This is a genomic window from Shewanella sp. CG12_big_fil_rev_8_21_14_0_65_47_15 (genome assembly GCF_002783505.1).
GTDB lineage: Bacteria > Pseudomonadota > Gammaproteobacteria > Enterobacterales > Shewanellaceae > Shewanella.
Genome location: NZ_PFGL01000027.1, coordinates 13,621 through 37,382 on the forward strand (window position 1 = coordinate 13,621; position 23,762 = coordinate 37,382).

At 44.8% G+C, this 23,762-nt stretch carries 23 protein-coding genes; 18 read left to right on the forward strand and 5 right to left on the reverse strand.

The features are described from left to right. Positions 1-176 precede the first annotated feature (176 nt). The 9 genes from COW15_RS07775 (at position 177) to COW15_RS07815 (ending at position 8,805) form a co-directional block, all read left to right on the forward strand. Entirely contained in the window at positions 177-701 is a 525-nt protein-coding gene (locus COW15_RS07775) for a hypothetical protein (RefSeq protein ID WP_293631512.1), read from the forward strand. Further along, complete coding sequence (locus tag COW15_RS07780) at positions 698-2,581, forward strand: FHIPEP family type III secretion protein (RefSeq protein WP_293631513.1); 1,884 nt, start codon at positions 698-700, stop codon at positions 2,579-2,581. The genes COW15_RS07775 and COW15_RS07780 overlap by 4 nt, the downstream gene beginning before the upstream one ends. Before the next feature lie 4 nt (positions 2,582-2,585). Next, positions 2,586-3,632 (forward strand): EscU/YscU/HrcU family type III secretion system export apparatus switch protein, encoded by a 1,047-nt coding sequence (locus COW15_RS07785; RefSeq protein WP_293631514.1) that lies wholly within the window; start codon positions 2,586-2,588, stop codon positions 3,630-3,632. After that, on the forward strand, positions 3,616-4,488 hold the full coding sequence (locus COW15_RS07790) for an OmpA family protein (RefSeq protein WP_293631516.1): 873 nt from the start codon (positions 3,616-3,618) through the stop codon (positions 4,486-4,488). Before COW15_RS07785 ends, COW15_RS07790 begins: the two co-directional genes overlap by 17 nt. Then, a complete protein-coding gene (locus COW15_RS07795; RefSeq protein WP_293631517.1) occupies positions 4,478-4,873 on the forward strand; it encodes a hypothetical protein in 396 nt (131 codons plus the stop codon). The genes COW15_RS07790 and COW15_RS07795 overlap by 11 nt, the downstream gene beginning before the upstream one ends. Further along, a complete protein-coding gene (locus tag COW15_RS07800; RefSeq protein WP_293631519.1) occupies positions 4,860-5,864 on the forward strand; it encodes a hypothetical protein in 1,005 nt (334 codons plus the stop codon). The genes COW15_RS07795 and COW15_RS07800 overlap by 14 nt, the downstream gene beginning before the upstream one ends. Positions 5,865-5,877: 13 nt before the next feature. Continuing rightward, a complete protein-coding gene (locus COW15_RS07805) occupies positions 5,878-6,513 on the forward strand; it encodes a hypothetical protein (RefSeq protein ID WP_293631520.1) in 636 nt (211 codons plus the stop codon). A 3-nt stretch (positions 6,514-6,516) separates the two neighbouring features. Further along, a complete protein-coding gene (locus COW15_RS07810) occupies positions 6,517-6,729 on the forward strand; it encodes a FliM/FliN family flagellar motor C-terminal domain-containing protein (RefSeq protein WP_293631522.1) in 213 nt (70 codons plus the stop codon). Positions 6,730-7,152: 423 nt separating this feature from the next. Next, positions 7,153-8,805: a hypothetical protein gene (locus COW15_RS07815; RefSeq protein WP_293631524.1), complete on the forward strand. Its 1,653-nt coding sequence runs from the start codon at positions 7,153-7,155 to the stop codon at positions 8,803-8,805. A gap of 141 nt (positions 8,806-8,946) precedes the next feature. On the opposite strand, the gene COW15_RS07820 is transcribed toward COW15_RS07815, so the two are convergent. After that, positions 8,947-9,903, reverse strand: a complete 957-nt coding sequence (locus COW15_RS07820; protein WP_293631526.1) for an SGNH/GDSL hydrolase family protein — start codon at positions 9,901-9,903, stop codon at positions 8,947-8,949. A gap of 452 nt (positions 9,904-10,355) precedes the next feature. Here COW15_RS07820 and COW15_RS07825 point away from each other — a divergent pair, with 452 nt between their 5' ends. From COW15_RS07825 to COW15_RS07835, 3 genes are read left to right on the forward strand one after another with little or no spacing between them, the layout of a single operon-like run. Beyond that, positions 10,356-10,562: a hypothetical protein gene (locus COW15_RS07825; protein WP_293631630.1), complete on the forward strand. Its 207-nt coding sequence runs from the start codon at positions 10,356-10,358 to the stop codon at positions 10,560-10,562. 47 nt (positions 10,563-10,609) lie between these two features. After that, complete coding sequence (locus COW15_RS07830) at positions 10,610-11,488, forward strand: neutral zinc metallopeptidase (protein WP_293631528.1); 879 nt, start codon at positions 10,610-10,612, stop codon at positions 11,486-11,488. Between the two features lie 31 nt (positions 11,489-11,519). Then, positions 11,520-11,927 (forward strand): NUDIX domain-containing protein, encoded by a 408-nt coding sequence (locus COW15_RS07835; protein ID WP_293631530.1) that lies wholly within the window; start codon positions 11,520-11,522, stop codon positions 11,925-11,927. A 911-nt stretch (positions 11,928-12,838) separates the two neighbouring features. Here COW15_RS07835 and COW15_RS07840 read toward each other — a convergent pair. After that, complete coding sequence (locus COW15_RS07840) at positions 12,839-13,564, reverse strand: hypothetical protein (protein WP_293631532.1); 726 nt, start codon at positions 13,562-13,564, stop codon at positions 12,839-12,841. A 668-nt stretch (positions 13,565-14,232) separates the two neighbouring features. Beyond that, entirely contained in the window at positions 14,233-14,490 is a 258-nt protein-coding gene (locus COW15_RS07845) for a hypothetical protein (protein ID WP_293631533.1), read from the reverse strand. A 418-nt stretch (positions 14,491-14,908) separates the two neighbouring features. On the opposite strand from COW15_RS07845, the gene uvrD reads away from it, so the two are divergent. The 6 genes from uvrD to COW15_RS07875 all read left to right on the forward strand — a co-directional run bounded on the left by uvrD (position 14,909) and on the right by COW15_RS07875 (position 22,554). Further along, positions 14,909-17,077 carry a DNA helicase II gene (gene uvrD / locus COW15_RS07850; RefSeq protein ID WP_293631535.1) on the forward strand — a complete coding sequence of 723 codons (2,169 nt, stop codon included), beginning with the start codon at positions 14,909-14,911 and terminating at the stop codon, positions 17,075-17,077. Positions 17,078-17,220: 143 nt separating this feature from the next. Further along, entirely contained in the window at positions 17,221-18,081 is an 861-nt protein-coding gene (ubiA, locus tag COW15_RS07855; RefSeq protein WP_293631537.1) for a 4-hydroxybenzoate octaprenyltransferase, read from the forward strand. 222 nt (positions 18,082-18,303) lie between these two features. Further along, complete coding sequence (locus tag COW15_RS07860) at positions 18,304-18,699, forward strand: VOC family protein (RefSeq protein ID WP_293631538.1); 396 nt, start codon at positions 18,304-18,306, stop codon at positions 18,697-18,699. A gap of 18 nt (positions 18,700-18,717) precedes the next feature. Further along, positions 18,718-19,767, forward strand: coding sequence for a nitronate monooxygenase (locus COW15_RS07865; RefSeq protein ID WP_293631540.1), 1,050 nt, complete (start codon positions 18,718-18,720; stop codon positions 19,765-19,767). A 402-nt stretch (positions 19,768-20,169) separates the two neighbouring features. Further along, on the forward strand, positions 20,170-21,351 hold the full coding sequence (locus COW15_RS07870) for a hypothetical protein (RefSeq protein ID WP_293631542.1): 1,182 nt from the start codon (positions 20,170-20,172) through the stop codon (positions 21,349-21,351). A 135-nt stretch (positions 21,352-21,486) separates the two neighbouring features. After that, positions 21,487-22,554, forward strand: coding sequence for an AI-2E family transporter (locus COW15_RS07875; protein WP_293631543.1), 1,068 nt, complete (start codon positions 21,487-21,489; stop codon positions 22,552-22,554). 24 nt (positions 22,555-22,578) lie between these two features. Here COW15_RS07875 and COW15_RS07880 read toward each other — a convergent pair whose 3' ends face one another. Then, a complete protein-coding gene (locus tag COW15_RS07880; RefSeq protein ID WP_293631545.1) occupies positions 22,579-22,869 on the reverse strand; it encodes a helix-hairpin-helix domain-containing protein in 291 nt (96 codons plus the stop codon). A gap of 107 nt (positions 22,870-22,976) precedes the next feature. Next, positions 22,977-23,555 (reverse strand): nucleoside triphosphate pyrophosphohydrolase family protein, encoded by a 579-nt coding sequence (locus COW15_RS07885; RefSeq protein ID WP_293631547.1) that lies wholly within the window; start codon positions 23,553-23,555, stop codon positions 22,977-22,979. Positions 23,556-23,762 lie beyond the last annotated feature (207 nt).

Below are 23,762 nucleotides of genomic sequence, written 5' to 3' on the forward strand. Positions count from 1 at the left end.
AAAAAGATTAAATCATAAGAGTTCAGGTTTAATCTTTTTTTTTCTTTTGCTGTGAGATTTCAGGATTGAGTAAGCTTAAATGCCAAACCAGAATGAGGTATGTCTTGTATATAGAAATCAATTCATCGCATCGATTGCTTCCACAGATCGCATTTAAGAAAGAACGTCATTCAAATGTGATCAAGAAGGCTGATCTGCTGATTTATAGCGAGGCTAAGGCATTACTTGCCGCTTTAGAGGCACGAGTCGAGCAATACCAGCAAATGCTTGAAGAACAAGTCGTGCAACTGATTGAGGATAAGGAGCAGGCGCTCAATCTGCATGTCACTACTTTGTATAACGAGATAGAAGCAGAATTACAGGCTGATCAGGCGCATTGGTTTGATGAGGCGAATCAGCAACTCGTCGACCTTGTCGAAGAACAATACCAAGGCTTGAGCCAGTTGAAGGAAGAACTCAAACATCGTATTGCACAAGCCGTAACATTGCGTTTAACCGATCTAAGTATGAATGAAACACTGATTGAACATCTGGTGGCGTTACTCCATGCAGAAATAGACGACGAGGCTAAAAGTTTGGCGGTAGAGCGTACCTATGTCGATGGATTTGCCGTGCTGACGATCGAAAATGACGACAAGGTGATTAGCATCGAAACCCAATCTATCATAGAAGCACTGCGCGCTAGTTTGGAGACGACATGATACAGCGTCTTCGTCGTTACCCCATAAAGTTTAATCCCAGCAGCGTTATCATCGCCTTTACGTTGCCAACTATTATTCTGTTCACGCTTCCTGGCGTGGTGATCGATCTATTTATTTTAATTAGCTTCATCAGTTCTGTGCTCTTGCTGGTGATCATGTTGGAGAATGACCAACCTTTGAGGGTGACCTTTTTACCCACGATAGTGTTGTTGTTGACGACCTTTCGCTTGTTACTGTCGATTGCCACCACCCGCAACATCATTGCAAACGAAGATGTCGGTAATGTGATTGAAACTGTTGGTGAATTTGTAATGGGGGGGAACCTTATTTCGGGGTTACTCATCTTCATTATTATCACCATAGTACAATTTTTGGTCGTGACTAAAGGTGGTGAGAGGGTAGCAGAAGTGGGGGCTCGATTCTCTCTGGATGCGTTGCCCGGCAGGCAGATGACGATCGATGGGGATTTAAAGAGTGGTCTCATCACGGGTGAGCAAGCCCAAAAGTTACGTGCCGATTTAAGCACAGAGAATCGGCTGTTTGGTTCACTCGATGGGGCGATGAAATTCGTCAAGGGTGACGCTATCGCCGGTATTTTGATCAGTTTAGTGAACCTGTTTGGTGGTATTTATGTGGGGGTTAATCAATTTGACCTCTCCTTAGCTGACAGTGTGAGTCGATTTTCGGTATTGACGATAGGTGACGGCCTCGTCTCGCAGATCCCCAGTCTCTTGCTGTCTATCGCCTGTGGCGTATATCTCACACGTATCAAGGGGGACGAAGAATCTAGCTCGTTTATGGGGCAAATGGCTAAGCAGGTGAGCCGTTTTTGGAAAAGTCTGCTGGTGATTGGTGGCTTAATTTTAGTTTTAGGTTTACTGAGCCCCAACTTGTTTTATGTGTGTATCACGCTATTTATACTCTGTACATTGACTGCATTCTTATTATGGCGAGCACAAGGTAAGCCAAAGGCCGTGGTAAACACTGGTATTGCTGGTAGTGGATTGTATGAGTCGCTCACTTTTGTGTTGCGCGAGCCCCAGCATAGCGCCTTAGTGGACATCAGTCGTGAACGGCTTGAGCAGGCGTTGTGGGGGCAGGCACTCGGTGCGCCCTTGATCACAATAGACGAGCAATTGAGCGCCGATATTGAGGTTTATATTTCGGGTATTCGTATCTACTCTTTTTCACATGACGAGTCATTAGAGCTGATCGAAGTTCTTGGCGATGAGGTGTTTGTGAGTGATGCTGCCACCCAAAATGTCGCTACTATAGTGCAATATTTCTTACATAAGTGTTTGGTTGAAAAGTATAATCTTCAATACACCAGCAATATTATTCAAGGGCTTGCGAATCAAAGCGAGGTGATTAAAAACGAAATCGACTCGGCGCTCGGCTTAAATCGTGTTCATGATGTGATTAAGGAAATGATCCGTGCGCGGGAATTTTTCCTCGATAGGGTGACCTTCTTTGAGGCGTTAATCTATTGGTCGCGCATCGATAATGAGCCTAAAAATTGGCTGAACAGGATCCGCAATCAGGCTAAATATGAGATCACCTCACGCCTGATGAATGCCGAGGGGAAAATATATGTTGCCCTGCTGAGTTCTGAACTGACCGAGTGTATTGAGGCTTTTGTCATGGGGGAAAGCGAGGATTTGGACCGCTTAATTGAACTTCAGTCGGCATTACGTCAAGAAATTTTGCGCATGACATCGCTTTACGGCAGCAAGCCAGCCTTAGTAGTGAACGACAATGAAATTAATTCGGTTAAATCCTTTTTCCAACAGGTGGTGTCAACGATTTCTGTGTGTAGCCATGGCGATATCGCCGATCCTAGTTGTGTCGTGAGTTCTGAGCCATTGCAAGTTGTGATGTAACCCTATGTCAAACGAATCAACCGAGCCTAAAAAATATCCTCCCACGGAGAAAAAACTGCGGGATCTCAGGAAAAAAGGCCAGTTTCCCAAAACAGAACTGGCCGAACCGACCATGGAACTGGTGGTATTTGCGCTGATCTTTATTGGTAGCATTTATTTTATATTTGATTCAGCCAATGATTGGTTTGAGGTGATGTTGTATGCCGATATATCGACTGGTTTAGATATTATCTATGTGGTGATTGCCTGGGGGATATTCATTCTATTAATGATTAAACTCGTCATGGCGACCATAAGTTGGGTGATGCTGAATAAGAATGTGATTAATACTGAGTCTTTAGGTCTTAAAATGGAAAAAATTAGCCCGGTAACTGGGGCTAAGAATATATTCGGTATTGAGGCCATATCCCGCTCACTGCGTAAGGTTCTAGAATTAGTTTTTTTGTTATTCTTATTAAAATATGTCTCAGATATCGGCGGTAATGAGTTAACCGTATTAGCACAAATCAATAATACGTCTTACTTTATTTATAACTTAATGCTGTATGTCGGTTTAGTGTCATTATTGTTTTTTGTTTATGGTGTGAGTTTAGGTTGCGTGGATTTTATGGTGGAGACTTATCACTTTAATCATAAAAACCGTATGACTTTTACCGAAATGAAAAATGAAATGAAAGAAACTGAAGGTTCGCCAGAAATGAAATCTGAGCGCAGGCGACAAATGCGAGAAGTCATGGAGACTCCTATGACTAAAGGGCGCAGGCCGACCTTTGCGATTGCAAATCCGACGCATATTTTAGTGCCTATTTGTTATGACCGATTAATAGATAAAGTGCCTGTAGTACTCAAAATTACCACGGAATCGTTTGCGTTAGAGGAGCGTCGAAGATTAGAAGCACTCAATATTCCCATCTTAGAACATAGAGGGCTGGCAAGGGCATTTTATAAGAGTATGCGTACGGGAGAAGACTATATTCCCAAAGCGTTTTACCGTGATATAGCAATTATTCTCTTAGAGTTGGACAGGCGGGCAAATGCAAAAAATGGGTAAAACTTGGCTTTTGATTGGGGTGATGCTTGGACTCACGTCATGTGCTCATAATGTACGAGAGGATTCAATAATATGGGATCATGAGTGGAAGCAAGATATTTATAATTTATTGTTTTCCGAGGTTGATGATATTGACCATATGCGTTATTGGGTGAAGAGAAAACCTGAATATGTCGACGGCTCACCACATCAGACTGCATGTATTGAAGTTTCGGTGCCTTCTCACCCTAGTCGACACTATTTAGCGAATCTGCATACCTATGCTTTAAGCGAGGTAAATAATTGTGAAGCTGATTATTGGCGCTATTCAAATCTTGTCGCTGCCATCGGCGGAAATGCCTTGATTGGACAGGGAAGCACGGCTGCAGATGGGCGACAATCTATGGACGGAGATAATTTTAATTCGGCTGATGGGGAATCTTGGATATCGGACGATGGCGTGTCTTGGATATTAGACAATAACGCGGCTTGTTTGGCTGCTAATAGCGTCGAGTTCTGTCGGACTCGATTGAAACATTTGCGTTTAGTGTTTCAGGGGTTATTTCTGGTGAATGAGTCTGCGCTCACTCCAGAGGGAAAGAATATGTTAGTGCGTATGATTGAAAATCTGCGTGGAAAGCCAGTGGAAAGTATATTGGTTTATGGCATTGCTGACTCATCGGGGACCTATGCGACTAATCGACGCTTGGCCGATGCTCGGGCCAATAGTGTGAAATACTTTTTACAAACCGAAGGTATGGGAGATACACCCATCTTGTTACGTGGCAGTGTTGAAAATGGTCTGCCTAGTGCCGAACAACGTATGACTCAGCGGCGTTTTATGATTGAGATGAAGTTTAATTACGATGAAAAATAAGAAATTTGCCCTATTAATGATGGAGTTTACCCACTTAGTGCAAGGTGCATCAATATCGTTAGATGAACACCAAGCATTACTGTGCCGTTTTGGTGACCTGAACTGTCGGATTGAAGATGCCGCCCGGGTCGGCCTCTCTAATACCATTTTGATCATGGTTACGCTCGATATCGAGTGTTTCCCCGCAGAAGCGGCATTGAGGATCAATGCCGACTTTGCGCTGACATCGGGTGGTTATATTGCCAGGTTTAAGACGGATGATTATTTTTTTGTGCGTGCGATGCCTCTACCGGATCACCCACAAGGCTTGTTAAAAACCTTGAGCGATACTGTGGCAATCACGACTGCATTGAGACAAGAGTTGAACTTGCATGTGGTTAATTGAATTTGTTGAAGGGCACTTACATGGTGTCACTCTGCCCATAGAGCCTAAGCTGATTATTACTGGATCGAATGAAGGGATTGATTCAGAAACGCTTTATGTTCCAGAGGTCCTGCCTACTGGCGTACGCTGGGAGCTGTTTAATGATGGCAACGGTATCGCCATTCGTGGTCTTAAAAAAGGCGATAAATCGAAAAAGCTCAGGGCTGGGCGTATCTATCGACTGAGAGGCATAGCCTTTTTTGTCTATTTACAAGGCAAGCGTCAGCCGCAGTGGATGAGTTATCGAACTCGGAAATATCGCGCCATCATCATCTTGACCTTATTGCTTAATATTGGTTTGGGCATAGGGATTGCTATGGCATATCAGGCCAATCAAGATGCGCTGATGGCTGAACGCTTTACTTTGCTCAATGGTAGCTATATTAAAAATGGCAAGCTTAAGGTACCTAATTCTGCCGTATTCGCTGCGTTGCCGCCAGCTTGGCAAGCCAATGCGGACGTCGTGGAGGGAGCAAACTTTAGCCATCTTTCTCAACCTGTGGTGGAAGTCGTATCCAGCTACTCTAAGCTGCCCGTCAGTCACAAGGTCATAGAGAATACGGATCGCGATCAAATTCAAGTTGAGACCTTTGAGGCGGATAACAGGATCATGGCGATGTTGGGGGAATATGGATTGTCGTTTAATAAGGTCAAGGATACTTGGTTTGTCAGTGATAGTGCCAAGGCGGCAATAGTGCTGCGGGCTAATGGTTTACAGGAAATTATTCCCTTTATTTTGGCACGCAACGACAACACTCAGGTGATAGACAGTGCTAATTTCCCTTATTCGATCTTTTATTCATCGACATCCAGAGGCTATTTATATGACGATAAGTATCGATATTGGGTTGGCAGTGATGTCCCTAGTATTGGGGTGATCCAATCTATCACGCGTGACAAGGTTGTTTTTAAAGACAGAGATCAAACACGCGTTTATTTTATTCAACAATAATAGGAAAATTCACATGCTAGATATCCAAGCTAAACCTATGACTAGTGTTATTTCTGCGCCAGAATCCGAGACTAAGGCGCTCGAATTGGCCTTGAGTCAACATCCCGTTGCGGCCAAAGCCTTTAAGGCATCGCCTTCTAACTACTTATTTTCAGCGGGTAGCCGAGATCCACTGAATCTAATTGATATTATCTTGTCTAAATATATTTCTGAGCAAACTCAAAGTGCCGAAGCTAAGGCCGATAATATCTCAATAAAGTCAGAGGCCATTGCCGAGATTAACCGCCTATGGGGGTTAATTATGAGTGATCGATTACCCAATACTAAGCCGGGTGATAATAAAACTACTAAGTTAAATGAAGGCAATGCTGCGGGATTTTTGAGTGAAATTGATAATATTATTAAGACTAAACTCGGTAATCCTGCGGGAGTAGGAGAGATTGCGGGTACAGATTGGCGCACAAAAAACGTGACTTATGATCAATTGCAATCAATGAACGCGACCATGACTGCATATTGCGACACCATCCAAGTCGATTTGGATACCGAACAGCAAAAATTTAAAAATACTATGACCGAAATCACCTCGGCTCAAGAAGAAATCCGAGACGTTCGTCGTTCGATCATTTCTGTTTCTCAGGGAGGTTGATCTATGCGTATCGCGATAGATGTAGTTATTGCTAATTGTACTATGACACTGGATGAGCTTCATCGGTTACAAACGAGCCAAATTAAGCCCATAAACGATTTCGTTCAATCCGAAGTGTTATTAAAAAGTGGCAATGAACTGATAGCGACAGGAACCTTAGTTAAAGTTGATGACCAGTTCTATGTTTCTATCGAGCAAGTGAATAAATTTAACTGATTGTATATTTATGCATTAGTTTGTATAGCTGTTAATGCAGGCTTAAAACCTGCTACCTATACATTAATTGATTATCAAAGGTGCAAGTGTATTCTAGAATACTTTGTACCTTTCTGTTTGCTAGTAAATTGATTAATCTGTATTTATCGAATACAAAATAGAGGTCGAAAGGTTTTACTATAGTGAGTGTCATCGTCTTGTTTGACCCTATGTGTCGGTTCTGTGTTGCCTCAGTCACAGAATATACTGTACATCAAACAATAATATAAGGTAGTGGCATTAAATTAGGGAAAGCTACAAACCTAAACATCTAGAGTAACATTTTAACTAGTGATTAAGATTGTAGAACATGCGTAGTTGATTTGTACCAATATTTTTTGAACTCGATTAAGTTTAATAACACATTTAATTTGATGAGGACTTATGCCAATAAATACTAATTTGCCTTCTATTATTTCAGCGAAGATGGACCTTCAACCTGCCCAAAATCTAAGACCCGAGATAGACATTGTATCGGTGAGAAATTTACCCAGTGAGTCTGTAAGTCCTCTTCCTTTAATATCACCAAATAAAAAAGAGAATAAAGGGAATAGTCGAACTCAGAAAAAGATAACCAAGCCTACGGCTGGCTCTTTATTAGCAAAAAGAGAAAAACATACCTTCAACTCAATTGGCGCACTATCTCGATCTAAGCCCACAAGTGGGCAAAGTGATGAAATGCATAAGCCACTGCATTTACCGCCGATCATGAAACCAGCAGCAGAGATTGGAGGTTCAAGTAGGGAAACAGTCAATATTCTCGACAAACCCTTACTCGAAAAAAGAGGTGATATTGCTTGTGGTATGATCAAGATGTCACACGATAGTGAAAGCATTACGTCGAGTATTGTTGACTCTTCTACACCCCACGTTAGTAGCTTAACAACAAGAGGTTACGAGGGGGAGTTCTACGTGACAGATCAATGTAACGCCCCAATACCACTTGTCCATGTTCCCCTTGTTCACAGTACAAAAATGTGGGGGGGATGTCGATTTACCCTTGAAATTGACAATGATAGTGTAATGGAACTGGTGACCCCACCATTTCTAGAAAGTGAAAATGTTAAAGGTCAAGACTTTTCAAATTTAGTTAAAAAATATAGAACGGATGTAGGTAAACTTCTGCAGGAAATATCAAAAGCATATGATACAGACTTTGAAGTTCACCCAGAATGTGAAGAAAAAATAAGAACCATGCTCTTTGATTCAAAGAAATATAAAGATTTTGAAAAATCAAAGGGAAAGATTGCTCATTTATCAGGAAATGCGCTTGAAATGAGAAAAGAGAGCATTAAACAGGATGAAAAAAGATGGGAAAGTGGCAGAAAGCTTATTAAAACAATTCGTGACCTTAGTGACAAACCTTATGCCTTGGCAAGCAAGATGGCGACAAATCTAACTGGTGGAGTATCAAAAACGGTCCAAGTCAATGTCGGCCAACCTTATAAAAATTTGGTGAGCTGGGTTCGTTTGAATGCCGAGGCCATATCGACAACGAGGGGAAACAAAGAAGAGCTACAAAAGCTTGCTGGTGTAGCAAGTCAATGTAAATTTCAACACTCACATAAAGATACCATGCAAGGATTTGTTCTACATTCACTGATAGGACTTCAAGAATTGAATTGTAGGAAAAATGGGGTACAAAAAAATGTAGGCGTAATGTTTCATCCAAAAACGAGCCCAGAAGATGGCTTTTGTGCTTTGCCTATGATGAGTGAAAAGGCATTTAAAGAGATAAAGGTTGCATTACTAGAGGCCAATCAATCAATGAGGGGGGAGTTGAAGTACGTCAATCATTTGATTGAAAATTTAAATGATATTTACGCCACGCGATTGAAACAAGAGGGCGGAACACTCATCATCGAAAGAAAGAGAGAGTTTAATGATGTAGAAATTAAAAAACAAGAGAGATGGCATACGATGAACCGTCCAGACACGAGAGTTTCAATACCTATAATGAAAATTGGAAGTGCGATTGAAATAGGGACTGTATTTGAAATAAGAGATGTTAATGCACCTATTAATGTGGTTACATAAATAAGAGGTTGTTTGAGGTAGAATTAATCAAAACTCAGCTCGTTGTTTGTCCTCCTCTGATAATGTGCCTATTGCCATACCTTTGGGGAATAGCAATAGGCTAATTGCTATTCTCACTCACACCATGTTGTTAGGGGCATTTTAAGCTTTGGCAAATTTATTGGCAATATAGTCACTCATTCGAGATGCTAGCATTTGATGTACCTCTTGGCTTGGATGGACTTCATCATGAAATACATGTCGATGTGCAGGATCAAAAGCTTTACTCGTGCCACAGAGATCCACATAACCAACACTATTAGCTGTATGAGTGTCATAACCTATCTCATCGGCTTTATCTAGTAATTCAGTGAATTGATTATCGAAATCGAAAAACTGTATGTTCACTCCTTCGGCTTTATATCGATCTGCGAGTTCTGCTATTTTTTGACTTAGGCTAGCATTATGTTCACTGGCGAGAGCACTATTGCTGGTGCGATATGCTTCGTCTTGTTTCTGGGCATAGGGCGTCTTCGAGTAATCTGCAATACCCGTCACTAGAATATGTTTCACATTTTTATCTTCTATCAATTTTGTGATTTGTTTTTCATAACAGCGTACCACTTTTTGAGTGTCTTGCTTATTGAACGTCATATAATCATTGCTGCCCAGAGCGAGTATGACTAAGTCATCGGATTTAAAATCATGTTTTTTAATTTGACGTTCCATGTTGGAAATAAACCAAAAGGTAGGATTTAACTTGGAATATTTAGCCGCTACGGCACCACCTTCTGCATAATTTACCAGTTCTTTATTTAAATAGGCCGGTGAAGAGATAAAGTCTGGCCATACGAAACCATTGGTAAAACGGCCATCGTGATATTGTTTCGATGAAAGCATGATACCAAATGTTTTCGATTTCATGCGACCTTCGGAATCCGACAGGCTGTCTCCGATCACGACCAAACGTTTAATATGATCCAGTGATGCTTGCGGGGGGCTTATTGTATTCGTGGCGAGCATTTGTTGGCGTTCTTTGTGATGATTTATCGCGACTTCAAATAAGGGGGGCAAGGTGACAGGTGCAGTGGGTCCATCAACTGTATCTTGTACCGACACAGATCCCTCATTACGGGACTGATAATTTGGCAATGGATATGTGGGCTTAGATGAGGTTGATAGCGGTTGGATTTGCTTGATGGCCATTGTCGGACTGGGATTTTGGGGGGCTGCGCTGAGTGGGACGAATATTTTTCCGCGAACGATACTAAGTGGCATATGACTATCTCCTATGGGTTATCTGCCTATCACTATGACTATCAAGCTTTTTCGGCAGATAAACACCATGAAAATAATGAAATACTCTGATGAGATTTGAATGAGCACCTAATCGGTTTACATATTTTGCGAATAGGGGGAGCCTCTAGGTAAAGGCATTTTTGATGTCATAAAATGCTTTTATTGCCACAATTTACTACAATATTTCAGCGATTTTCTTCGGTTGCTTGAACCAAAGTCGACCACATTAAGAGACGAGTCATTCTTGTGGTTTTTATGGAACTTGGCATGATGTGTGCGGGATTTTATTTATTGTTCAATGCAACACTTTAGGCTCATTAGTCGCCTTAATTGGCGGTGTGATCAGCTCGATTCAGTTTCACTTTAGGGCTATGTCGGCCTTCGATTTGATTGTGATTTTAGTATTAGCCTTTGGCGGACTCGGGCTGTTCTTACGTTCGTTAAAAGAGGCGCCCGCCGAGCAGAATGATCCCAAATAACGGCTACACTGAAATCTATATTCCACCCCCATTGCCTAGGAAATCCAATGCGTTGGCGTAACAGTAATCGCAGCTCCAATATCGAAGACAGACGGGGCCAACAGATGGCCTCGGCGGGTGTGCCCAGTGCACTCCTGCTCAGGTTGTTACCTTTTCTGCTGAGAACCAAGATCGGCCGAGTGGTATTGCTGCTGGGCGGACTGTATTTCGCTTTTCAATATTTTACCGGCGGCTTATCCCTAGACCCGAGCAATCAAGCGGGATTTAGTCAGTCACAATCGGCGAGCAACACTGCGGCTCAAGATGAAAATGCCCAGTTTGTGGCGGCGATCCTCGGCACGACAGAGACCGTTTGGAACCAATTACTGCAGGGACAATATGTAGAGCCTAAGTTAGTGCTCTATCGCAATATGACTTCCACTGGCTGTGGCATGGGACAGGCGCAATCAGGGCCTTTCTATTGCCCCGCCGATAGCAAGATTTATATCGATCTTAGCTTTCTCGATGAGCTTAAAACCTTAGGCGCGCCCGGTGATTTCGCCTTTGCCTATGTGATTGCCCACGAGGTGGGCCACCATGTACAGAACCTGCTCGGCACTAGCACTAAAGTGCGTCAGGCCCAACAAGCCGTCGGCAAGGCGCAGGCCAATCAACTGAGTGTTGCCCTCGAACTGCAAGCCGACTGTTATGCCGGCGTGTGGGGACATTATGTCGATAGACAACTTAATCTACTCGACGTTGGCGATGTGGAAGAAGGCATTGCGGCGGCGAGTGCCGTCGGGGATGATCGCCTGCAAAAAATGGCGGGGCGCGCCGTGCAACCCGAAGCCTTTACCCACGGCAGCTCTGCGGACAGAGTGAAATGGTTTAATACCGGTTTTACCTCCGGCAAGCTTGCCAGCTGCAATACCTTTAATCACAACTAGTGATAACACTGCCTTAACGTGGGATTGAGACATGGCATTTGAAGATAGGTTTCGGCTCAGTAGCCATGGGGTGATCACTAACGATGCGGGCCAAGTGTTACTCCTTAAGGCAAATTACGGCAATTGCGCCTGGGGCCTACCCGGTGGCGCCTTAGAGCCCGGCGAAACGATTCATGAAGCACTGTTGCGTGAATGCCAAGAGGAACTGGGGCTGGCGGTGAACGTCCACTACCTGAGCGGTGTGTATTATCACAGCGCCTATCAATCCCAAGCCTTCATCTTTCGTTGTGAGTTCGCGACTGCGGATGCGGTGATTCACTTAAGTCATGAGCACTCAGAATTTGCCTTCCATGATATCGACACGCTCAGCGCGGTTCAGCAGCAAAGAGTCAAAGATTGTCTTAATTTCAACGGTGTTGTGATAAGTGCCAAGTTTTAAGGCTTTGCCAGCAAGCGTGGGCGGTTAATTCGGCTTGATTGCTTTTAAAAGAAAAGTCAAAGTCGTGGGGTTTCACCCCACACCCGACCAAGAGGGGATCAACAGCAATTCCCTCTTGGATCTCCCTTGCCGCCCCTAACGGAGTTGAAAGCCCCTTGGGCATTAAGCGTTCTAATGCTATCGCGTCAGACGCTCGTCCCTGATTCGACTGACGCTATCTCGGCATCCATGCCTCGATCACGCAAAGAACGCAAATGCCCTGCGGCAACTCCGAGGGGATGGTGTATTCCTTTGATTGCTGAGTTGTCTTTTGGCCACTTAAAGCATTAAAGAGTTGTGGATGTTCTGTTTCACCCGCAAAATTTAACAGTGGGTGTCTCGTTAAACTCCCTCTCGTTAAACTCCCTCAATCCATTTTGAGGGGCGCTTAGAAAACCATATCGATCTGTGAAATTAACCTGACACAGAATTATGAACAGCCTCGTTAAAAAGTGTAATCAAGCCCTGGAGACAGATGGGGATGTCCTATTTTACTTTTTCATGTAGATCGTCTAAATACGATTCTAATCCGTATCTACCATTCAATATTTCAGGTTCATCGTTTAATAATTTCTTATAGTTTATCGTTTTTAATGGGTCTTCGTAATTTCGTCTCCATCGAGCAAATTTGAAAACAACAACAGCAGAATCTGGAGATATATTTTCACATGAATTAAACATTTTATTTCCCTTAAAATATGCCCCACTCATTAGTTCTGAGTGTTGCAGTATTTTATAAAACTCATGTTCCCAATGACGTTCATTTTCTTTAATAGCTCAACCAATTCAATCATGAAGTCTCCTTTTCGCATATAACGTTGGAATTGAGGGAGCCGCTTTTTGACTGCCCCTCTAGAATGACTTGTATGGCATCATTTTTTCGCGGCAGATGGTTTGATCGTTGAGCCGAATGACTTTACATCTTTCACATCAACCATTCTGAAGCGTCTATTTTGAGCCTCGTCAGTGAGCATCATAAGGATTGCTTTATCACCCACCAACTGAACCAATCGCCAATCGGATTGTTGGAGCGAAGCATCTGGCTCTACAACCGGAAGTGGAGACGACAAAGGTGCTGCATCGCGTAATGCCCGCGCTTCACCCAAGCGGTCAGGTGCCCAGAACAGGCCAGTGAGAACAAACCAATAGATAAGCCACAGATGGCCGGAAGATATCGGCAGGCTCGACTGCCGAATATGGCCAATAAGTTCAGATATTGTTACTCCCGCAGAAATTGCGAAGAATTGCGATCCCACTGATGCAAGGATATGCGCGCCCGAAGGTGGCGCATATCCAAACAGCCCTTGGGATGCCGCCAAAAGGATGCCTGCAATTCCAAGACAAGCTGCACAGAACCAACTGAGTTTTCGCAGTGAGACTTTATGATCGAGGACGAGGATCTGGGAGAAAAATGCTGCAGCAGCAACAGTGACGATGGTGCTAGCGCTCAGTTGCAAAAGCGCCAACGGCGAAACCGAGGCGACACCCCACGCGGCACCCAAGGTGGTATAGTAGGAATTCGCTTCTCGCCAGCCAACAAAGTACCCCAAGGCGGACAAAGAAAGGATCGCGGCAATTGCTCTTGGCAATAACTCCAACCAAGCACCAAATTGAAGAGGCCATCTGCTCAGTTTGTGGTGTCATATGATTCCTAACGTCTTAGTATTTATGCGCTGCGCTGTTTGCAGGGCATAAGTCGCTTGTTGGACTTGGCCACTGCCACATCCATGTCAATTGGTATAAATGATGCTATAGGAATTTGCTTTTTTGCGGTAGCGGTTTTTTATACAGTTTGCTGGGTAATTACTTGATATTGTTTTAGCTTTCTCAGTCTTTGCTGGCTGGCAGAGATACGCAAAGGTTAATAGGATTAAGCACTGACATGGAAGTGACCGTCCGTGACAGGGATGTCACGGTCGAGCACACAGGGATGTGCTTGCTGCGTGTCACTGGAATGACAGTGCTTAATTGCTGATACAGAATTATGAACACCCTCTCTATGAATCATTAATACAGCTTTGCCCTTGTTTAATTCCTCCTCTAGACAAAGATCTGTTACCGAAGAGCTGGATTCCCGCCCACAAGCATTGCGGGAATGACGGCTATAAGAAGACAGAAAATTAACGAATTAACGAGCCACCCATTGTTAAATTTACAGAGTACATACTCGTAGAAAGGGGTCTGATTACTGTGGGGGTAGCAAGATTAAGTGCTGGCATGTAAGTGACAGACCAAAGACCGGACAGGCATTTTTCATTCTTACTTGTTACTTGCTTTTCGGTTCATTTCTAGGAACGATCCATAGAATAGCTAGCACTGGTACTAAATATAAAAGGTTTTTGCCCCACTCTTGTATTTCAGCATTTGAGTTAGCTGATACTAAAATGGCTGCTAGGATAGTTATTGTTGAAACAGTGCATGCCTGAATTTTGTACCATAAATCAAATTTTTTACCACCGAGTAGTCTCAGTAGTAATGAATAAGCGATAGCAACAATATTTAAGTACAAAAATGGATCGAACACTTTACTTCCTCGATGTAACTAACATTTTATTATTTATGCGTTGTTTGCAGGGCATAAGTCGCTTGTTGGACTTGGCCACTGCCACATCCATGTCAATTGGTATAGATGATGCTATAGGAATTTGCTTTTTTGCGGTAGCAGTTTTTAATACGGTTTTATGTGTAATTATGTGATATCGTTTTGTTTTCTCATTTTTTGCTGGCTGACGAAGATACGTAAAGGTTAATAGGATTAAGCACACAGGGATGTGCTTGCTGCGTGTCACTGGAATGACAGTGCTTAAGAATAGACTGTGCCATACCGATCATCTTATGGCTCTTGTCTCGTACCTCTTGGCTTATGCCTCTTGTCTTGTGGATCAGGCGCGCAGGCGGGTTTTCTTCTGTTATAATGCCACCTCGATTTTTTGGAGGCGAGAATGGACGTATCTTCTTTACTTGACGGCCTGAATGATAAACAGCGCGAGGCTGTCGCGGCACCGCAATCTAGCATGTTAGTGCTTGCGGGCGCAGGCAGTGGTAAAACGCGAGTATTAACCCACCGTATCGCGTGGTTAATGCAGGTCGAACAGCAGAGTCCTTACTCGATTCTTGCGGTGACATTTACCAATAAAGCCGCGGCCGAGATGCGTGAGCGGGTTGAAAAGGTCGCCGGTACTAATATGGGCCGCATGTGGATTGGTACCTTCCACGGGTTAGCGCATCGTCTGTTACGTACTCACTTCCAAGATGCGGGTCTGCCGCAGAGTTTCCAAATTCTCGATTCGGACGATCAGCTGCGTTTGCTGAAACGCATCCTTAAAAGTTTGAATCTGGATGAAAAACAATATCCTCCCCGTCAGGCGCAGGGTTATATCAATGGCAAGAAAGACCAAGGATTAAGACCAAAACATATCGATGCGGGTGGCTTCCCGATTGAACAGAATCTGCTGAAAATTTATCAGGTCTATCAAGAGTCCTGCGATCGCGCAGGCCTAGTCGACTTTGCCGAAATCCTGCTGCGTGCCCACGAACTTTGGCTCAATAAGCCACATCTATTGGCCCATTATCAAGAACGCTTTAAGCATATTCTGGTGGACGAGTTCCAAGATACCAACGCCATTCAATACGCCTGGATTAGAGTGCTTGCCGGCCAAACCGCCAATGTAATGATAGTCGGTGATGACGACCAATCTATTTACGGTTGGCGTGGTGCTCAGGTTGAAAACCTGCACCGCTTCCTTCAAGATTTTCCTACCGCAACCACCATTCGCCTCGAGCAAAATTATCGCTCCAAGGGCAATATTTTGAAGGCATCGAACGCCCTTATCGCCAATAACCCCGAACGTTTAGGCAAAGAGCTGTGGACCGACGAAGCCGATGGTGAGCCCATTTCCCTCTACTGCGCCTTTAACGAAATGGACGAAGCGCGCTTTATTGTCGGCCGGATTAATGATTGGTACGAAAAAGGTGGCAATTTAAGTGACTGCGCTATTCTCTATCGCTCCAATGCCCAGTCGCGGGTGCTCGAAGAAGCCTTATTACACAAAGGTTTAGCCTATCGTATTTACGGTGGCTTGCGTTTCTTCGAACGCCAAGAGATTAAAGACGCTATGGGCTATATGCGGCTTATCAGCAATAAAAATGATGATGCTGCCTTCGAGCGGGTGGTCAATACGCCGCCCCGCGGGATTGGCGACAGAACCTTAGATATTCTGCGTTCTACCGCCCGTCAACAGGAACTCACCCTGTGGCAGGCCTGTTTACGTCTGCTGGATGAGAAAGTACTTGCAGGCCGCGCAGCCTCAGCGGTGTGTGGCTTTATGGATCTTATCGTCACCCTGCAGGAAGAAACCCAGGATATGGCCTTGTATCGCATGGCCGACACTGTCATTCAAGCCTCTGGCCTTAAGGCCATGTACGAGATGGAAAAGGGCGAGAAGGCCCACGCCCGTATCGAAAACTTAGAGGAACTCGTCACCGCCGCGCGCACCTTTGAAATGCCAGAGGAGCTTGAGGATATGGGCGAGCTTAATGCCTTCTTATCCCACGCGGCCTTAGAGGCGGGCGAAGGTCAGGCCGATGCCTTTACCGATGCGGTGCAACTGATGACACTGCACTCGGCCAAGGGGCTGGAGTTCACTATGGTGTTTATGGCGGGTGTCGAGGAGGGCATTTTTCCGAGCAAGATGGCGCTCGAAGAGGGCGACAGACTCGATGAAGAACGCCGCCTCTGCTACGTGGGCATGACCCGCGCCATGGAAAAACTCTATATCACCTATGCCGAATCCCGCCGTATCTATGGCCGCGAAGATTACGCCCGTCCCTCGCGCTTTATTAAGGAAATCCCGCCGCAATATGTGGACGAAATTCGCCTAAAGGCGCAGGTTTCAACCCCGATGGCGAATAATCGCTTCAGTGCGCAAAAATCGGCCGCGGCCAATGATACGGGTTTTAATGTCGGCCAAAGAGTCAATCACCCTAAGTTTGGCGAAGGCAAAGTGACTAACTTTGAAGGCAGTGGCGCGCAGGCTAGGGTGCAGGTGAATTTTAACGATTTTGGCAGCAAATGGCTGGTGGTTGCCTATGCGCGCCTAGAGGCGCGTTAAGATAAGGTGTTGGCTGGCTTGTTATTTTTATGACAGATTTTACGGCCTTGAAACTCGCTTCAGGGGGAGCTTGGGTATATGATGCTCACCCTGAATGCTAAGACAAAATGTGAGCAAAAATTAGGAGTGGGAGTACCTAGTTAATGAATTTAAAGCAGAAGTGGGATGTGTATTCCCGCCTGACTCGACTCGACCGCCCCATTGGTACGCTGTTATTACTGTGGCCATGTCTGATGGCCTTGATGCTAGCCGCCGGGGGGATGCCCGATCTTAAGGTCTTGATTATCTTTGTGGTTGGCGTAGTGATCATGCGAGCCTGCGGCTGCATTATTAATGATTATGCCGATCGCGACCTCGACTCCCACGTTGAACGCACTAAATCCCGTCCCCTCGCTAGCGGCGAAATCGGCACCAAAGAAGCGCTACTCCTGTTTGTGGTTTTAGGCTTGGCAGCCTTTGGGTTAGTCTTATTGCTCAATGGCTTAGTGGTTAAATTGTCCGTCGTTGGTATCATTCTCACCATTATCTACCCCTTTACTAAGCGCGTGACTAACATGCCGCAGATGTTTTTGGGTGTGGTGTGGAGCTGGTCGATTCCTATGGCCTATGCGGCTCAAACGGGTGAAGTACCGATCGAGGCCTGGTGGTTATTTGCGGCCAATTGGTTCTGGACCGTCGCCTACGATACCATGTATGCCATGGTCGACAGAGATGATGATCTCAAGGTGGGCATTAAATCCACTGCGATTTTGTTTGGTAAATATGACCGTCAAATCATAGGCTTATTTCAACTAGCCGCGCTGATTTGTTTTATCGCCGCCGGTTGGAGTGCCGACCGAGGCTTAATATATGGTCTCGGTTTACTGACTTTTGTAGGTTTTAGCACTTACCAGCAGATACTGATTTTTGGTCGTGAAAGAGCACCTTGCTTTAAAGCCTTCCTCAACAATAACTGGGCGGGTCTGGCGTTATTTGTTGGTTTGGGCGCCGACTATCTGATTTAGACGACTCTTATCAGTTTTGAGTCGATAGGAGCACTCTTATCGACTCAGAATATGCTTATAACATATTGTAATTTAGCTATTTTAATTATTGATCTCTTAGCTTTAACATCAAGGTGTACCTCTAAACACTCGTGCTTTAGCCCCTGCGACTGGTTTTTACACTATGGCATAGTTTATAGTGAGACTCTGTTTTTACCTTAGGTAGCGTCACAGGGAGTTGCTATGTTTATACCGCCAGGATTTGCACTCATCAACCCGTATATGATTGTCGACAATGCACAACTGTTAGTCGAATTTTTAAATCAAGCCTTTGGCGCAAAAGTTATCCACCTTTCCCATAGACCCGATGGCAAGATAGCCAATGCACAGATACAGATTGGTGACTGCCAATTTATGTTAAGCGAGGCGACAGCGGCATTTCCAGCCATGCCTGCCTCCTATTATGTGTATGTGGAAGATGCTGATAAGTCGGTGCAACAGGCAGTAGCCGCGGGATCTGAACTCATTATGGCCGTTACAGATAAGCCCTATGGTGATCGCCAAGGCGGAGTGCGGGATCCCGTTGGCAATTTATGGTGGATCTCCCAGCGTTTAGTTGCTGGCCCCTATCAGGATTGAGCCCCAAGGAGGTGGGATATGCCGTGTCAGCTAACCCGATTATTTGGAATCGAATTTCCTATTATTCAAGCCCCTATGGCGGGTGTGCAGGGCAGTGCACTTACCATCGCCGTATCCCAGGCGGGTGGGCTTGGTTCCTTACCCTGTGCCATGTTGTCCCTTGAGGCGCTCGAGGCCGAACTGGCAGTCATCCGCACAAACACGACTAAACCTTTCAATGTGAACTTTTTTTGCCATAGCGAGCCCTTGCCACAGGCTGCCAAGCAAGCGGCTTGGCTCGAACAACTTAGTCCTTATTTTGCAGAGTTTAATCTCGACCCGAATGCGCAGCCTGCTGGCGCGCAGCGTACACCCTACAGTAAGGCGCAGGCCGAGGTGTTAGCCAAATTTAAGCCCGAGGTGGTGAGCTTCCACTTTGGTCTGCCCGATGAAGAGCTACTGCTGGAAATCAAATCCTGGGGCTCAAAAGTCATCTCTACAGCGACCACAATCGAGGAGGCGTTGTGGTTAGAGGCCCGTGGCGTTGATGCGATTATTGCCCAAGGCTTAGAGGCGGGTGGGCATAGGGGGCATTTCTTATCTGAGGATTTAACCGAACAGTCGGGGACCTTTAGCCTACTGCCGCAAATTATTGCGGCGGTAGATATCCCAGTTATTGCCGCGGGCGGCATAGTGGATACGAAAACCGTGCGCGCCGCCATGGCAATGGGGGCATCTGCGGTGCAGGTGGGGACGGCTTATTTACTCTGCCCCGAGTGCACTACCACTGATATTCACCGCGACGCACTACAAAGTGACGCGGCGCAGCATACGGCGCTGACGAACTTATTTTCCGGCCGACCCGCTCGCGGCATAGTGAACCGTTTTATGGCTGAAATGGGACCGATTAACGATGCCGTGCCCGATTTTCCCTTGGCATCCTCTGCGGTTGCAGGCTTAAGAACTGCGGCAGAGCAACAAGGATTCGGTGATTTTAGCCCACTTTGGTGCGGCCAAAATACCACCGGCTGTCAGGCGATTCCCGCCGCTGAACTAACAAGGCAGTTGGCTTTAGGTGTGATGGTTTAATGCTTGATATGGTTTAGCTATTTTTGGATTTTAGGTGGCCATAGTTCCGTTGCTTTTATGCCTCTACTACCTGCATTTATATTACTAAAAGTGCAGAAAACATCGAATTCAAAGAGCAATGATTAGTTTCAGCTTTTTATTCTCCATAAGAGTTTCACTGCATGTTAGGGCGTACTGGTAATCTAATGCTTTCTATTGGATTCCAACTGAATATACCGAAGTAACATGTCGCTCTCTATGTTTATTATTTGTTGATTTATTTCTAAGCCAGCCTTGTATTCATTCTGGTCTCCCCCAATGTACTTGATAAGCCAAGCTACTTTGTTGGTTTTCACTATCATAGGTTTGGCAGTTATGCTTTAACTGCCATATGTTGAATAGCTCAACTTACAGGGATGTTAAATGCTAAAAATCCGACTTAGACGCCCAGTTAAATATCGAATAGCCTTCCTCTTACTGATGATTTCGGTATATGTCCTAGGCTTTAATTTGCTGCCAGAACAGATAACACAAACAAGCGAGCAGTTGTCCTTGGTTGTCGTTAGCGCGCTATATTTTGTGTTGTTGCCTCTGCTCTATTGGTATTGGATTATCAAAATAGGTGCGCAAAAAGCTTGGAAATTATTGTTCATCCTTAGTTTGAGCAGCCTAATGGCTCGCCTTAGTTATCCTGATGAAATTGCAGAGTATTTCGAATTTATCGCTTGGTTGCGTTTCCCTATTATCGCAGTATTATTGCTCGTCGAACTGTACTTAATGGTGAGTATTATTAAGGGATTGTGGCAGGCGAGAAAGGCGACTGGCGATCCAAGATTAGCGATAATTGCTCAATATGCTGCAACTGTGGAGCAGGAGAAGGGCAAGGGGTCGAATGAACCTCGATCGCTTAACATTGAGGGCACATCAAATTCTGAATCTTCAAAGGATAAAATGCCTGACGATAAGAAGCTGACCTTAGGTTTAATGCTCGCCACTGAACCTGCGAGTTGGTATTACGCCATTCCCTATTTTTCCCGTCGTCATCCATCGGCTATCACCCAGCTTAAGTTGCTTAGTGCTCAGCCTTGGCATGTTGTAATGTCCATCGTATGTTTAATGGCCTCATCCTTGTTGAGTTACTGGCTACTCGATAATGTTAGCCATATTGCAGCCATATTGGTTTCTGGTTTGCTCTTGTATTCAATGGTATTAATCGCTGCCAACTATCGTATTAGCCGTTATTACTCCCTATATCAAAGGGAAGGTAAGCTGATTATCAATAACGGCATCTGGGGTTTTATGTCGATTGATTTAACCCAGATAAGCGATCTGAAATTGGGGGCGTTTTCGGCTCTGACGCCGTCCCTGAAAGTGGGTGATAAATCGTTAGGTATGGTATCTACAGCATCATCACCAGAAATATTGACTATAGGTCGTGGCGATACCGCCAATGTGCAGCTGCTATTTAAGCAGCCCCAAGTTTATTATGGCGGGATGGGACAATTGTCAGAGTCGTTAACTATGGTTAACCTCGTTGTGGATGATCCTCAGGAGTTAGTCGATACACTGTTAGCCTATACTCCCAAAATGCAACAAGCCTCTTAGGATCAATTTATAATGCCCTAATTAGATGATTTATTGGCTTATCTAAGTTAGTCTGCTGTGCGTTTGTTGGATATCTTTATACAGTTAGGGCATTCGCTCTTACTTACTATCGTTAAATCGAGGAGCAGTTTGACTATGGCACCCATTTTCAGTAATGCCGCAGTTGGCCGTACCCTCCTGATCCTATTGTTATGTGCCGGCGTGTTCTTTTTTATCGACTTTTTAGTCCCCGCCTTAGCCGCCTTGATTGTGTGTTTTTCGAGTTGGCCCCTCTATCAAAAACTGTTGGCAAAATGCGGCGGTCGCTCGGCATTGGCGGCGAGTATTGCTATGGTGTGTATTGTGTTTGGATTGGTCACACCGCTGGTATTCGTATTTTCCTATGCTTTACAAGAGATTAGAACTTGGGTTGAGTGGTTGGTTCATGCTAATCAGCATGGTGCTGCCGTGCCTATATGGATCAATGATTTTCCAGGGATAGGGGAGTGGTTAACCCTAAAGTGGCAGCAATTTATTGGCGAGCCCCACGAACTGGGTAAAATAGTCAGCGCGATTAGCGGGCAGAATCTGAGTGGGATTTCCCGTTGGGTGTTGCAATTGGGCTGGAATACCTTGGGATTATTATTGACCTTACTCTTTATGCTGATCACTTTGTTTTTCTTGTATAAAGATGGTGAACAAGTCGCAAGGCAGCTGGATATTGTCGGCGAACGAGTGCTACCGGCACGCTGGCATAGCTTCTCCCGCGTGGTGCCGGCCACGGTCAGTTCGACTGTGATTGGTATGACGCTTATCGCGATTGGCGAGGGGATTGTGCTTGGCACAGCCTATTGGATTGCAGGTGTTCCTTCTGCCGTGGCCTTTGGAGTATTAACGGCATTTATGGCATTGATCCCCGGCGGTGCGCCCACTATGTTTACCCTGATTTCCCTCTATCTGGTGGGGACGGGCGATCTTACTGCGGGTGTCGGTCTGTTTCTTTGGGGGAGTATAGAGCTGTTTATCGTCGATAAAACTCTGCGGCCTAATCTTGTCGGCGGACCGATTAAATTGCCTTTTTTACCGACTTTTTTCGGTCTGATCGGCGGTGTAAAAACCATGGGGTTTGTCGGCTTATTTGTCGGCCCAGTATTGATGGCCCTGTTGGTGGCCATTTGGCGTGAGTGGCTAAGGGAAGAACCTGAGATTATACAAATAGATTAACAGGCAAAAGCTAGACGCTAAGACTTAATCTACTGCTAAGGTACTTTTCCGCTCATCGGTGTAAAACCACCAAGGTTTAGGATCTTCGCCCGCCATAAAGCGGGTGATGGAGATAAACACATCTATCATGCACGGGTCGTGTCTCTGGTTCGTTTGGTCGCACAGTGTTTGGTACATTTTATAGGGATTTTGACCTAACAGTTGCTCAGGCTTATCTATGCCAAGCAAACGTAAATCCGCCGCACAGGCTTTACCAATATTCGGTAAATCAGTTAGTTGCTTAACCTTTGCCCGCACGACTTTCGCAGGATTCATAGGAATTGCCTCATTAAAGCATATGCTGAAAAGTCAGCACCACCGGATAATCGCCTTGGCGAAATAAGAGCCTGCGAATAACAGGCTCCTCACCTCAATAGTAAAATTTAGGCTTTAACCAGTTTAGTGAGATCCGCTGGGCGGTAATAAACTGATTTGAGTACCTTGCCTTGGCGAACCACTTTACCCGCCATTTCCACATCTTTAGCGCATTTTGCAATGATAAAGTCGCCTTGTTGGCTACCCACAATATCAACACCTTGCTCGGCATAGAAGGTAATTGTCTCAGCAAGTTCCTGCTCGTTGCGGCACACTTTACTCATATTGCTCGAGTGGACTTCGTTCCAGCAGTTAATAAAGTCGATTTCACGGTTTTTAGCGACGCAAAGTAACAAGTCAATCAGGTAACTGATCTCGAGCCTGTCGGTGATTGCTTGCGCACCCAAATGCACTAAACGCCCCATTAATACATATACAGAATCGACAATGGCATCGGCTTGCTCGATACGGCTATCGGCTTCGGCAAGTTCAGTTAATTCCTCAATAATCAACGAGGTATGTAAGGTATCGGCCTTGTCGTCTAATGAGCTTAAATCATTTACCGCTAAATCGAAGGTGCAACGAAACTCACTGATATCACGATATAAGTGGTCATAAATAGGTTGAGTTAAACAGGTGAGTTTCATTTGGATTGCCTTGGAATAAAGAGTTTGATGGCAATTTTAAAGAAATGCACCGCAAAATACAAAGTTCAGTCTGTCTCGATAGACTGGCTCAAAATGTTTGCATTAACTTTTTATCATAAAAAGTGGCTTTATTTTACTTCTTCATTCAGTGCCAGTTACACTGCCCAACTTAGTCATATAAGATAAATACAATAATAAAAGAGAGAG